A 12,820-nucleotide genomic window follows, 5' to 3' on the forward strand; every position below is an offset into this window, starting at 1 on the left:
ATGATCGGGGGCGTGGCGATGGCGGGTATGACGGATCCCAACCGTATCTGGATGGAGGCGGCGGACCGCCTGAAAACTGAGATCGGCGACGGACCCTTCAGCAGCTACATCGCGCCTTCGGCGGTGCGCGTGGATTCTCAGGGCAATCTGATCCTGGTGACCCCGACCGCCTATGCGCGCGACTGGGTGCGCAAGAACGCCCTGCGTCGGATGAACGAGCTGTGGCTGGGCCTGGACGGCCTGTCGCGTCGCCTTGAGGTCCGCTGCCGCGCCGAGATGGGCTCCGTGCCCCCGGCTTCCGCCTCGCGTGAAGCCCCGCGCCTGGCCTCGATCAGCGCCGCGCCGGCGGCCGCGCCTGCCGCCCCCGCCTTCGCCCCGGCCACCGACGGCGCCCGCGCCGTGCGCGCCGCGGGCCTGCAGGAACGCCTGACCTTCGACAGCTTCGTCGAGGGCCACGGCAACGCCTTCGCCCTGGCCATCGCCAAGCAGGTGGCGTCCTGGGCCGACGGCCACTTCAACCCCGTTTTCTTCTGCGGCCCCTACGGCTACGGCAAGACCCACCTGCTGAACGCCATCGCCTGGGAGGCGCAGCGCCTGCGCCCGGACGCCAAGGTGGTCTATCTGACCGCCGAACGCTTCCTGTCGACCTTCGTGCGCGCCATGCAGGACCGCTCGACCGCCGCCTTCAAGGAGAGCCTGCGCTCGGCCGACATGCTGCTGCTGGACGACGTCCAGTTCGTCGGCGGCAAGACGAGCACCCAGGAAGAGCTGCTGAACACGCTGACGGCCCTGATCGAGGACGGCAAACGCATCGTCCTGTCGGCCGACCGCGCGCCGGTGGCCCTGACCGACGTCGAGCCGCGCCTACGCAGCCACCTGGCCGCCGGCCTGACCTGCCCGGTCGAGGCGGCGGACCGCGACCTGAAGGTCGCCGTCGCTCAATCGCGTCTGAACGCTCTGGCCAAGCTGGGCGTCGTCACCGGCGAAGCCCGCCCCGAGGTGCTGGAGCACCTCGTGGACCGCACCCCCGGCTCGATGCGCGAACTGGAAGGCGCCGTGAACACCCTGGCCGCCGTGGCCGGAAGCCGCCTGTCGGCCCTGACCGTCGACGAGGTCCAGACCCTGCTGGGCGCCGCCCTGCGCACGGGGCCTGAGCGCCGCATCACCGTGGACGAGATCCAGAAGACGGTGGCCGAGCACTTCAACCTGAAACAGGCCGACCTGCTGAGCGAGCGCCGCACCCGCGCCATCGCCCGCCCGCGCCAGGTCGCCATGTATCTGTGCAAGCAGCACACCACGCGCTCCTACCCCGACATCGGCCGCCGCTTCGGCGGGCGCGACCACACCACCGTCCTGCACGGCGTCCGCAAGATCGAAGAGCTGATGCCCAAGGACGACCAGATCGCCCGCGACGTCGAGGCCCTGACCCGCAAACTGCGCGGGTAGGCCGGGCAGCATCACCGCCCCCTTCTTTCGTCATCCTCCGGCTTGACCGGAGGACCCAGCGGCGCCGAAGGCGATCTTCGCCGCAGGCGTCGCGCGCGCGTCTTCGCGCTGACGCTCGCCGCTGGGTTCCCCGGTCTGCGCCGCTCCGCGGCTTGCCGGAGAATGACGGAAAGAGGATCCGGCCTGTGGAAATCGGGGGCAAGCGCCTCTGCCCGTTGCCCCTTTCGCTCAATGCGCTAGTGTTCCTGCCCATATTTACGGCGACGCTGCTTCGACAGGGTCGCGACCGGGCGAGACCATATGCAGCTGACCATCGAACGTTCCGCGCTTCTTCGGGCCCTGGGGCACGTCCAGAGCGTGGTCGAGCGTCGCAACACCATTCCGATCCTGTCCAACGTGCTGCTGAGCGCCGGGCGCGACCGCCTGTCGTTCGCCGCCACCGACCTGGACATGGAAATGGTCGACGAGGCCGAGGCCCAGGTGAACGTCGAGGGCCAGATCACGGCTCCGGCCCACACCCTGTATGAGATCGTGCGCAAGCTGCCGGACGGCGCCGAGGTGTCGCTGACCTATTCGGGCGATGATCCGCGTCTGGTGGTGGCGGCGGGGCGCTCGCGCTTCAACCTGCCGGTGCTGCCGGCGGGCGATTTCCCGGTCATGTCGACCGAGGCTTCGGGCGCGCGCTACACCCTGCCCAAGGAAGACCTGGCCCGCCTGATCGACAAGACGCGCTTCGCCGTCTCGACCGAAGAGACGCGCTACTATCTGAACGGCCTGTATCTGCACACCGTGGCCGACGGCGGCATTCCGCTGCTGCGCGCCGTGGCCACCGACGGCCACCGCCTGGCCCTGGCCGAGACCCCGGCGCCGGAAGGCGCGGCGGGCGGCCCTGGCGTCATCGTGCCGCGCAAGACGGTGGATCAGGTCCGCCGCCTGCTGGACGACGGCGCCGGCCCGGTCGAGGTCCAGGTCTCGGCCCAGAAGATCCGCTTCGAGTTCGGCCAGGCCAGCCTGACCTCAAAGGTCATCGACGGCGCCTTCCCTGACTATCTGCGCGTCATCCCCAAGGGCAATGACAAGCAGGCCGACATCGACAACAGCCTGTTCGCCAAGGCCGTCGACCGCGTCGCCACCATCTCGGCCGAGAAGAGCCGCTCGGTGAAGCTGGCCTTCGACAACGACCGGGTGAAGTTGACCGTCCGCAACATGGAGGCCGGCCAGGCCGAGGAAGAGGTCGAGATCGGCTATTCCGACGAGCCGTTCGAGATCGGCTTCAACGCCCGCTACCTGCTGGACGTCGCCGGCCAGATCACCGGCGAGACCGCCCACTTCAAGTTCGCCGACCCGGCCAGCCCGACCCTGGTGCTCGACCCGGCCGACGTGGGCGTCCAGTACGTGCTGATGCCGCTGCGGGTGTGAGTTGACCACTCCTGAACCGCACCTCGTGTTTCAAGGTGCGGCATGGAAGTCGGGGCTAAGGACGCTTGGAGCGATCGGCGTCCTGGCCGGCGCTGTCTGGATGTTGGGCAGCGACCACGAATCTTCTCGGTATCCAAAGGCGACGCGCGACATCATTGCAATCGGCTGCATTATATGGGCCGGTTGGGACGGTATCCTGTCGTTTGTCAGGTTGTGCCTTCCCCCTGAACTTGTTCTGACCAAAGAAGGGTTCAGCGTTCGAGACCTGGGAAAGGCTCGGTTGATGCGCTGGGAAGACATTCAGAGTTTCGAGTTGGTTGAGCGCCGCCGCGGAAACGCGGCTGGCTACGTCCTCAAGCCGGAGGCGAGGCGACGCGTCCGAGGTTTGCCGCGGCTCAGGGCCGGCATTGATGGAACAATCGCCGTATCTCCTGAGGAGTCGCCGGGGTATGTCGTCAAGATTCTAAACGACTGGCGTCGGTGCTATGCGCCGCCGTCCTGACCCCAGCGCCCTTGATCACCTCCCTCGCCCTCACCGACTTCCGCTCTTACGCGGGCGCGACCCTGCCGGTTTCCGGCGGGACGGTGGTGCTGCATGGGCCGAACGGAGCAGGAAAGACCAATCTGCTGGAAGCCGTCAGCCTGCTGACCCCTGGCAAGGGGCTGCGCGGGGCGACGGCGGCCGAGATGGGGCGGCGCGAGCCGGGCGAGGCGGTCGGGCGGCCCTGGGCCGTGGCGGCAACGCTTAGGGGCGCTGATGGCGACGAGGTGCGTCTGGGCACCGGCGTTCAGACCATGGGACCGTCGGCGCGGCGCATCGTGCGCATCGACGGCGAGACGGCCCCGCCGGGGCGGCTGCTGGATCATCTGCGCCCCGTCTGGGCCACGCCCGAGCAGGACCGGCTGTTCTCGGACGCGCGGGCCGAGCGGCTGCGGTTCTTCGACCGGCTGGTTTTCGCCGCCCATCCTGACCACGCCGCTGTCGTCTCGACCTATGAAAAGGCCCTTCGCGAGCGGCTGCGCCTGCTGACCGACGAGACACGCCCGGCCGACCCCCTGTGGCTCGACGCCCTGGAGGCTCGGCTGGCCGAGAGCGGGGCGCGCGCCGCCATGGCCCGCGCCGCCGCGCTGAAGGAACTCCAGGCCGGCATCGACGCCCGCGCCGACCGCCCCTTCCCCCAAGCCGATCTGGGGTTGGCCGGTCCGGCCGAAGAGATGGCCACGGCGGGCGCCGACGAGGCCGACATCGTCGAGGCGCTCGGAGAAGGCCTGATGCGCGCGCGGCCCCGCGACGCCGCCGCCGGGCGCAGCCTGTTCGGCCCGCACCGCTCGGACCTCACCGCCCTGCACCGCGAGAAGAACCGGCCCGCCGCCGAAGGCTCGTCGGGCGAACAGAAGGCCCTGGTCCTGAACCTCATACTGGCCCAGGTGACGCGCCTGGCGGATCAGCCCGCCCAACCGATCCTGCTGCTGGACGAGGCCCCCGCCCATCTGGACGAAGCCCGCCGCGGTGCCCTGTTCGACGAGATCGAGGCGCTGAAGCTTCAGGCCTTCATGACCGGGACGGAGCGGCCGCTGTTCGCGGCTTTGGAGGGACGGGCGCAGTTCGTGGCGGTGGAAGGCGGCGGGCTGTCTTCCCCTTCTCCCCTTGTGGGAGAAGGTGGCGGGCGGAGCCCGACGGACGAGGGGTGACCACGCGACCTTGCCGGTTTTCCCGAGCCTTTAGCCATCGTACTTAAACCTCACGCAGACACCCCTCATCCGAGCGCCTTCGGCGCCCACCTTCTCCCGCAAGGGGAGAAGGGAAAGAGTGGCTTTTCCCGTCCAATTTCCTATATATCGGAGACTTCGGGACGCGCTGATTTGCGCCCCTGAGACAGGCGGTCGAACCGCCGCCTCTTCCCCGTCCGCCCGCGGACCCTGAGCCGACGTTTTCATGACCGAACAGACTGCTCCCTCGCCCGAATACGGCGCCGATTCCATCAAGGTTCTCAAAGGCCTGGACGCGGTGCGCAAGCGCCCCGGCATGTATATCGGCGACACGGACGACGGCTCGGGCCTGCACCACATGGTCTATGAGGTGGTGGACAACGCCATCGACGAGGCCCTGGCCGGGCACGCCGATCTGGTCACCGTCACCCTGAACGAGGACGGCTCGGTCACCGTGACCGACAACGGGCGCGGCATTCCGGTGGCCACTCACGCCGAGGAAGGCATTTCGGCCGCCGAGGTCATCATGACCCAGCTGCACGCCGGCGGTAAGTTCGACCAGAACTCCTACAAGGTGTCAGGCGGCCTGCACGGCGTGGGCGTCTCGGTCGTCAACGCCCTGTCGGACTGGCTGGAGCTGGTCATCTATCGCGAGGGCAAGAAGCACAGCGTGCGCTTCGAGCGCGGCGACACCGTACGGTCGCTGGCCGTCATCGGCGACGCCCCGATGCGCGAGGACAAGGGCCGTCTGCTGACCGGCACCGAGGTCACCTTCTATCCGTCGATCGACACCTTCAGCCACATCGACTTCGACCTGAAGACGCTGGAACATCGCCTGCGCGAAATGGCCTTCCTGAACTCGGGCGTGGTCATCAAGCTGAGCGACAAGCGCGGGCCGGAGCCGGTCGAGATCCTGCTGCACTATGAGGGCGGCGTCGAAGCCTTCGTGCGCCACCTGGACAAGTCCAAGACGCCGATCCTGAAGGACGTCATCGTCATCCGCGGCCAGAAGGACGGCATCGAGCTGGACCTGGCCCTGTGGTGGAACGACAGCTACCACGAGACGATGTTGTGCTTCACCAACAACATCAACCAGCGCGACGGCGGCACCCACCTGTCGGCCTTCCGCGCCAGCCTGACGCGAGTCATGGGCGCCTATATCGAAAGCTCAGGGCTCGCCAAGAAGGAGAAGGTCTCCGTCTCGGGCGAGGACGCCCGCGAGGGCCTGACCTGCGTCCTGTCGGTCAAGGTCCCGGACCCGAAATTCTCCAGCCAGACCAAGGACAAGCTGGTCTCGTCCGAGGTGCGTCCGGCCGTTGAAAGCCTGTGCTCCGAGGGTTTGTCGACCTGGTTCGAGGAACACCCGGTCGAGGCCAAGCTGGTCGTCTCCAAGATCATCGAGGCCGCCTCGGCGCGTGAAGCCGCCCGCAAGGCGCGCGACCTGACCCGGCGCAAGTCGGCGCTGGAGATATCCTCCCTGCCCGGCAAGCTGGCCGACTGTCAGGAGCGCGATCCGGCCAAGTCCGAACTGTTCATCGTCGAGGGCGATTCCGCCGGCGGCTCGGCCAAGCAAGCGCGCAACCGCGAGAACCAGGCCGTCCTGCCCCTGCGCGGCAAGATCCTGAACGTCGAGCGCGCCCGCTTCGACCGGATGCTGTCGTCCGACACCATCGGCACCCTGATCCTGGCGCTGGGCACCGGCATCGGCCGCGACGATTTCGACGCGGACAAGCTGCGCTATCACAAGATCATCCTGATGGCCGACGCCGACGTCGACGGCGCCCACATCCGCACCCTGCTGCTGACCTTCTTCTATCGTCAGATGCCGGAGCTGATCGAACGCGGCCACGTCTACATCGCCCAGCCGCCGCTCTATAAGGTCTCCAAGGGCAAGCAGCACCGCTACATCAAGGATCAGGCGGAGATGGACGCCTATCTGATCGAGGAAGGCAGCGCCGAGGCGACGCTGGAGCTGGCCTCGGGCGAGGTGCGCGCCAGCATGGACCTGCAGGAACTGGTCCGCGAGGCCAAGGCGTTCAAGGCCCTGGTCGACCGCCTGGCCAGCCGCGCTCCGGCCTTCGCCATCGAACAGGGCGCCCTGGCGGGCCTGTTTGACGAAAACACCGGCGAGCTGTCCGACCGCGCCACGCGCGCAGCCGAGCGGCTGAACCTCTACGCCGAGGAAGGCGACGGTCCGTGGAGCGGCGAACTGGCCGCCCAGGGCGGCGTGGCCTTCACCCGCGTGCGCCGCGCCGTCAGCGAGACCATCGTGCTGGACGAGGTGCTGGGCCGTTCGCTGGACGCCCGCCGTCTGGCCGAGCGCGCCGCCGCCTTCGACGGTCTGTTCGCCACCCCGGCGGTCTATCGCCGCAAGGACAAGACCACGACCATCCGCGGCCCGCTGGACCTGCTGGCGGCCGTGCTGGACGCGGGCAAGAAGGGCATCGCCATCCAGCGCTACAAGGGTCTGGGCGAGATGAACCCGGAACAGCTGTGGGAGACGACGCTGGACGCCAACGCCCGCACCCTGCTGCAGGTCAAGGTCGAGCACGGCGACGACGCAGACGACCTGTTCGCCAAGCTGATGGGCGACGTGGTGGAGCCCCGCCGCGAGTTCATCCAGGAAAACGCCTTGGACGCCGCCGTCGACGCCTGACGGTTAGAGCGGAATCGGTTGAGTTGGGCGCATGCCCGACTCAACTCAGATATTCGCGCCAGAACAATCGCCTAGAGCATCACCATGACCGTGTGCGCGAGCAGGACGATCAGTCCCGCCCACTGCACGGCGGCGGCCGGCCAGATCAGCATGGGGACGATGCAGGCGAAACGGACGCCCTGATAGATCAGCATTGTCGGGATAACCGGGGCGATCGGCTCATTCAGCTTCAGAATATAGACGATATTGACGATGGTGCTGGCGAGCACCGGGACCAGCAGGGCGCCGACGATCACCCTGCGGTGCTGGGCGTAATAGGTCTCCAGCGACGCGACTTCATCATAGCGGGGCCGGATGACCTGGCTGATGAAGATGTACGGCAGGGCCATCGCCAGACAGATGAACAGCTCCACGGCCCCCAGCCTCACGCCGGCCTGGGCGCGGAACAGGGACAGCCACTGCTGGCAGGCCGCTATCAGCACGAGGGCGCCCAGAAGAGGGACCGTCCAGCCGATCATCACCCGGCCGCGCGCCTTGTACATTTCGGCGAAGGCCGTCGCGACATTGGCGACCGCCAGCCCGAGCAGGAGGGCGTAAAAGGCGAAGAGCGCGTCGAATTCCTGCAGGGCGTTCCCCGATCGTCGGGACGCATTAATAACCCTGTTTTTTGAGATCAAAAGCGCTTATTCGGCGCCGGCTGTCGCGAGCGCCGAGAAGAGCCGGCTAGGCGATCTCCACCCGGTTACGGCCATTCTGCTTGGCGCGGTACAGGGCGTCGTCGGCTTCCTTGACCAAATAGTTCTCATCCGGATGGCCCCCGTGTTCGGCCGCGCCGATGGACACGGTGACGTGGAAGGGTTCCAGACCCGAGGCCGTAATGGCCTTGGTCGCCAGGGCCTGGCGCATCCGTTCGGCGATCGTCGCAGCCTGGCGCAGGCTGGTTTCGACCAGGACGATCAGGAACTCCTCGCCGCCATAGCGGAAGACGAAATCGCTGGGGCGCACGTTCTCGGTGACCGCCTCGGCCACCTGGCGCAGCACCTCGTCGCCGATGGGGTGGCCGTGGGTGTCGTTGATCCGCTTGAAGTGGTCCACGTCCAGCAGCAGCACGGACAGCGGCGTGTGGTTGGCGTTGGCGAAACCGATCTCTCGGCTCAGGATCGACGACAGGAAGCGCCGATTCAAGGCGCGCGTCAGCGGATCGCGTCCGCCTTCCATCCCCGCCAGCCCCTGGAACATCTCGTTCAGCAGGAAGGCGACCTCGTCCACCGCCGCCTCCAGCGCCTCCAGCGGCCCGGCCAGATCAGACGAAGCCGCGCCCGGCGTGAAGCGAGGCAGCAGTTCGGCGTCGATGCGCTCCATCGCCGCGTTCAGTCGCGTCAGGTGGGGCGAGCCGTCGAACAGGAAGTCGGCCCGGTGGCGAATCCACAGGCCGAAGGGCGAGGCGCTGAGCGCGCCCGCCCCCTCCACCCCGCCCGAGGCCAGGATGCGGAACAGGGTCTTCTGGCTCCATTCCATCAGGCCGGCGCGCTGGCTCTCGCGCTCGAAATGGATGTCCTGGTCCAGCGAGAACAGGCGATAGGCCTCGTCCAGCCGCGCGCGATTGCTGGCGCCCTTTTCATAGGACTGGCTCATCAGGCGCAGGGCGTGGTCGATGCGCTCGCCGGCCAGCCGCAGCAGCTCAAAGGCGGCCGGGTCGCTGGCCAGGGCGTCGGCCAGCCGGCCCTTCAGCACCGCCGCCCCGGCCATGACCAGATGCATCGGAATCTTGATGCGGGCGTGGACCTCGCCGATCTTCTGCTGGCGGGCCGCAAAGGCCGCCCCGGCCAGGTCGGCGCCGGGCGCGAAAAGATCCACCAGCCAGCGGCGCAGCGAGGGGCTCAGCCGCTCCTGGACCACGGAATGATGCAGGAAGGAGCGCGCCTCTTCATCGGCCAGGAGAGCGTCGTAGAAGGCCGCCACCAGGGCGTCGGCATGATCTTCAACGCGTTGGCGCAAACGGCCCAGGGACGCGGCGTCGCCGGCGCGCGAAAGCACGCCGTCCTGAGGATCAGATGAAAGCTGCAAAACGACTGCTCGATACTAAAAACGCGGCGCCCGATCGACCGAGGGCGGCCTTAACCCCAAGGGCCGACCGGCACAAGCGGCCCCTTCGGCCGCGTCAGCGCGAGTCGGGACGTCCGGCTTCGATGAAGGCGCGGATCGTCGGGAAGGCCGCCGTTCCGCGCTTGTCCTCGCACACGATCTCCTTGACGTAGGAGTCCAGAGAATTGCGCACGATCGGCTCGAAATCATAGCCGTCGTCGATCCGCTCCTGCTCGGCGCCGTCCGGACCGTAATACACCTCTTCGCCCGCCTTCGACTGGTTGGCGGCGCAGCGGAAGCTGACGGTCCCGATGCTGTGCGACAGATCCGTCGGCTCGCCCTTGGCGGGCACGCGCGCCAATCGGGCGCTGGTCACGCCGTCGGCCTGTGCGATCGAATCGACATCCACCATGAAGGCGGTGGCCGAGCTTCGCGAAATGACGTTCCAGTTTTCAGGCAGAGCGGGCGATGCAGCCAAACCCGCAACGGCGGACAGGACGATGATGGATTTCTTCATGAGAACCTCCCCAGATCCAATGATTTCACTCCTGATCGTCGTAAAATTCAATCCATCACGCCAAGAGCCTCTCGCCGAGGTTTCGCCGCTATCTGACGGCAGGTTGACGCCATGAGCCGGTTTTCCGTTGTCCTGACCGCCCTTTTTCTGAGCCTGACGACTGCCGCGGCGCCCGCTGGGGCGCGCTCGCTCGCTGTCTCGCCTGCGGCGAGCCCTGCCGCAATCCCCGGCGCGTTTCAGTCCTCGCGCATCGTCGTAGAGACGCGCGGACAGGGGCCGGACGTGGTGCTGATCCCCGGCCTGGCCTCGACCTCGGCGGTCTGGAGCCGCACCGCCGACGCGCTGCAGGACCGCTACCGGGTGCACCTGGTCACCGTGCGCGGCTTCGGCCCGCTGGCGGCGGCGGGCAACGCCGAGGGCCGCATCGGCGGGCCGGCGGCGGGGGAAATCCTGCGCTACATCCATGAGGCGGGCCTGGATCGTCCCGCCCTGATCGGCCATTCGATGGGCGGGCAGATGGCCCTGCGCGTCGCGGCCGAGGGCGGCGGCCGCGTCGGCCGGGTCATGGTGGTGGACGCCTCGCCCTTCTTCCCGTCCCTGATCAGCCCCGGCTCGACGGTGGGCGATGTCGAGCCTCTGGCGCGGCTGGCCTATCAAGGGCTGATGCTGCTGGGCGATCAGGTCCTGCGCACCCAGGCCGCCTCAATGGGGCTGGAGCTGGGCGGCGCGGCCGACAGCCTGTTCAACGGCCTGGGCTGGCAGGGCGGCGACCGGCGCGTCCTGGCTCAGGGCCTGTATGAGGTGATGACGGTGGATCTGCGCTCGCGCCTGCCGCTGATCCAGGCGCCGGTCACGGTCGTCTATGGCTGGAGCCCAGACGCCGACAGCCCGCGCAGCCACGTCGACGGCCTGTTCCGCGACGGCTACCGCTCCCTGCCCCGCCCGGCGACCTTCGAGCGGATCGAGGGCGCCGAACACATGGTCATGATCGACCGACCGCGTCAGTTCCAGCAGGCCGTCGACCGCTTCCTGCGCTGAGGCTTCACGCCACGGCGTCCAGAACCTCCAGCACCGCCGGCCCGTAGCGGTCCAGCTTGCCTGCGCCGACGCCGGGGATGACGGCCAGTTGGTCCAGGCCGCGCGGCTCCTGCAGGGCGATCTCGACCAGGGTCTTGTCCTGGAAGATGACATAGGGCGGCACGCGCTGCTCGATGGCGCGGTCGCGGCGCCAGGCGCGCAGGGCCTCGAAACGGGCGCGCACATCGGCGTCCAGCCCCTCGACCGCCAGATTGCGCCCGGCGTTGCGGCGCGGCTTGTCCAGCGCCACGGCCCGGATCGGCGCCTGCCGCACCCGCACCGGCCGCTCCCCGCGATAGACGGCCCGCACGGCCTGCGCCTCGCCCAGGCGGATGATCGGCTTGCCGTCGTTGGGGTCTTCGACCAGCAGGCCCTCGAACAAAAGATGGTCGATCACGTCGCGCCAGGCGGCCAGCGACAGGTCGGCGCCGATGCCCCAGGTCGACAGCCCCGCCTCCCACGGCTGGACGTCCTTGGTCTTGCCCAGCAGGTGATCGACGACGCGCGTCCGGCCGAAGCGTTCGCCCAGACGCTGGACCGCCGCCAGCGCCTTCTGCGCCGGCACTACGGCGTCGAAGGTGGCGGGCGGGTCGCCGCAGATGTCGCAGACGCCGCACGGCTGGGCGTCCTGCTCGCCGAAATAGCGCCGCACGGCCTGGGGCCGACAGGTCGCGCCGTCCAGCATGGCGAACAGCTGGCGCACCTTGCGGGTCTGGACCTGTTTGACCTCCTCGGCCATCGGCCGCCCCTCAAGGCGACGCAAGGACCAGGCGATGTCGGACGGGCCGTAAAGCGTGATGCCCTCGGCCGGTTCGCCGTCGCGCCCCGCGCGGCCGATCTCCTGCCAATAGGCCTCCAGAGAACCGGGCGGATCGGCGTGGATGACGAAGCGCACGTCCGGCTTGTCCACCCCCATGCCGAAGGCGATGGTGGCGACCATGACGGCGCCGTCCTCGGCCAGGAAACGCTCCAGCCGCCGGTCGCGCTCGCGGGCGTCGAAACCGGCGTGATAGGCGATGGCGTTGCTTCCGGCGTCTCTCAGGGCGTCGGCCACCCGCTCGCAGCCGTCGCGGCTTCCGCAATAGACCACGCCCGACTTGCCGCGCCGTTCGCGCACCAGTTCGATGACGGCGGCGTCGGTGCGGGCGCGCGAGCCGTTGACCTTGCGTTCGGCCGACAGCTGAAGATTGGGCCGGGCGAAGCTGTCGACGAAAACCCGCGCCTCGCCCAGCCGCAGCGAGGCCAGAATATCGTCGCGCGTGCGGGCGTCGGCCGTCGCCGTCACCGCGATGCGGGGCGTGCCGGGGAAGATCTCGGCCAGTCGGCCCAGGGTGCGATAATCGGGCCGGAAGTCATGGCCCCACTGAGACACGCAGTGCGCCTCGTCGATGGCGATCAGGCTGATCGGCAGCTCGGCCAGCCGGTCCAGCATGGCGCCCGACGCCAGCCCCTCGGGCGAGACGTAGAGCAGGTCCAGCTCCCCCGCCCGCGCCGCCCGCCACACGGCCGAGCGCTCGTCCATCGTCAGGCCTGAATCCAGACGCGCGGCGGCCACCCCCTGCTGTTTCAGCGCCTCGACCTGATCGGTCATCAGGGCGATCAGCGGCGACACGACCAGACCCACGCCGGGCCGCAGGATGGCGGGCACCTGATAACAGACGCTCTTGCCGCCGCCGGTCGGCAGCACGGCCATCACGTCGCGTCCGGCCAGCACCTCCTGGATCACGCTGGCCTGCAGGCCCCGAAAGTCGGCATGGCCCCAGACCCGCTCCAGCAGCGTCCGCGCCTCGTCCAGGGTCGGAAAGGCGGCGTCGGTCGGGCGAGGGTCGAACATGGCGGGGGTTGTGCCGTATTCGTTCCGAGGTGTCATCCCGTCATCGCCGCGCCGTCGGGAACCGCAGCCCCCGTTG

10 protein-coding genes are annotated in these 12,820 nt (G+C 68.5%); 6 read left to right on the forward strand and 4 right to left on the reverse strand.

Annotated elements, in window-relative coordinates; genetic code table 11:
• Positions 1-27 precede the first annotated feature (27 nt).
• The 5 genes from dnaA to gyrB all read left to right on the forward strand — a co-directional run bounded on the left by dnaA (position 28) and on the right by gyrB (position 7,231).
• Positions 28-1,446, forward strand: a complete 1,419-nt coding sequence (dnaA, locus tag PIB44_RS00005) for a chromosomal replication initiator protein DnaA (protein ID WP_278070002.1) — start codon at positions 28-30, stop codon at positions 1,444-1,446.
• 300 nt (positions 1,447-1,746) lie between these two features.
• The gene (gene dnaN, locus PIB44_RS00010; RefSeq protein ID WP_278070003.1) at positions 1,747-2,865 is read left to right on the forward strand and encodes a DNA polymerase III subunit beta; all 1,119 of its coding nucleotides are present in this window, start codon (positions 1,747-1,749) and stop codon (positions 2,863-2,865) included.
• Position 2,866: 1 nt separating this feature from the next.
• Positions 2,867-3,367, forward strand: a complete 501-nt coding sequence (locus tag PIB44_RS00015) for a hypothetical protein (protein WP_278070004.1) — start codon at positions 2,867-2,869, stop codon at positions 3,365-3,367.
• Positions 3,368-3,378: 11 nt separating this feature from the next.
• Complete coding sequence (gene recF / locus PIB44_RS00020) at positions 3,379-4,557, forward strand: DNA replication/repair protein RecF (protein ID WP_278070005.1); 1,179 nt, start codon at positions 3,379-3,381, stop codon at positions 4,555-4,557.
• Positions 4,558-4,801: 244 nt separating this feature from the next.
• Positions 4,802-7,231 (forward strand): DNA topoisomerase (ATP-hydrolyzing) subunit B, encoded by a 2,430-nt coding sequence (gene gyrB / locus PIB44_RS00025; RefSeq protein ID WP_278070006.1) that lies wholly within the window; start codon positions 4,802-4,804, stop codon positions 7,229-7,231.
• 71 nt (positions 7,232-7,302) lie between these two features.
• Here gyrB and PIB44_RS00030 read toward each other — a convergent pair whose 3' ends face one another.
• The 3 genes from PIB44_RS00030 to PIB44_RS00040 all read right to left on the reverse strand — a co-directional run bounded on the left by PIB44_RS00030 (position 7,303) and on the right by PIB44_RS00040 (position 9,833).
• On the reverse strand, positions 7,303-7,908 hold the full coding sequence (locus PIB44_RS00030) for a hypothetical protein (protein ID WP_278070007.1): 606 nt from the start codon (positions 7,906-7,908) through the stop codon (positions 7,303-7,305).
• 46 nt (positions 7,909-7,954) lie between these two features.
• Positions 7,955-9,268: a GGDEF domain-containing protein gene (locus PIB44_RS00035; RefSeq protein ID WP_278070008.1), complete on the reverse strand. Its 1,314-nt coding sequence runs from the start codon at positions 9,266-9,268 to the stop codon at positions 7,955-7,957.
• Positions 9,269-9,392: 124 nt separating this feature from the next.
• Positions 9,393-9,833 (reverse strand): hypothetical protein, encoded by a 441-nt coding sequence (locus PIB44_RS00040; protein ID WP_278070009.1) that lies wholly within the window; start codon positions 9,831-9,833, stop codon positions 9,393-9,395.
• Positions 9,834-9,944: 111 nt separating this feature from the next.
• Between PIB44_RS00040 and PIB44_RS00045 the strand changes: the two genes are divergently transcribed.
• Positions 9,945-10,871 carry an alpha/beta fold hydrolase gene (locus PIB44_RS00045; RefSeq protein ID WP_278070010.1) on the forward strand — a complete coding sequence of 309 codons (927 nt, stop codon included), beginning with the start codon at positions 9,945-9,947 and terminating at the stop codon, positions 10,869-10,871.
• A gap of 4 nt (positions 10,872-10,875) precedes the next feature.
• Here PIB44_RS00045 and recQ read toward each other — a convergent pair whose 3' ends face one another.
• On the reverse strand, positions 10,876-12,744 hold the full coding sequence (recQ, locus tag PIB44_RS00050; RefSeq protein ID WP_278071009.1) for a DNA helicase RecQ: 1,869 nt from the start codon (positions 12,742-12,744) through the stop codon (positions 10,876-10,878).
• Positions 12,745-12,820: the final 76 nt, after the last annotated feature.

The organism is Brevundimonas sanguinis (genome assembly GCF_029636725.1).
Lineage (GTDB): Bacteria > Pseudomonadota > Alphaproteobacteria > Caulobacterales > Caulobacteraceae > Brevundimonas > Brevundimonas sanguinis.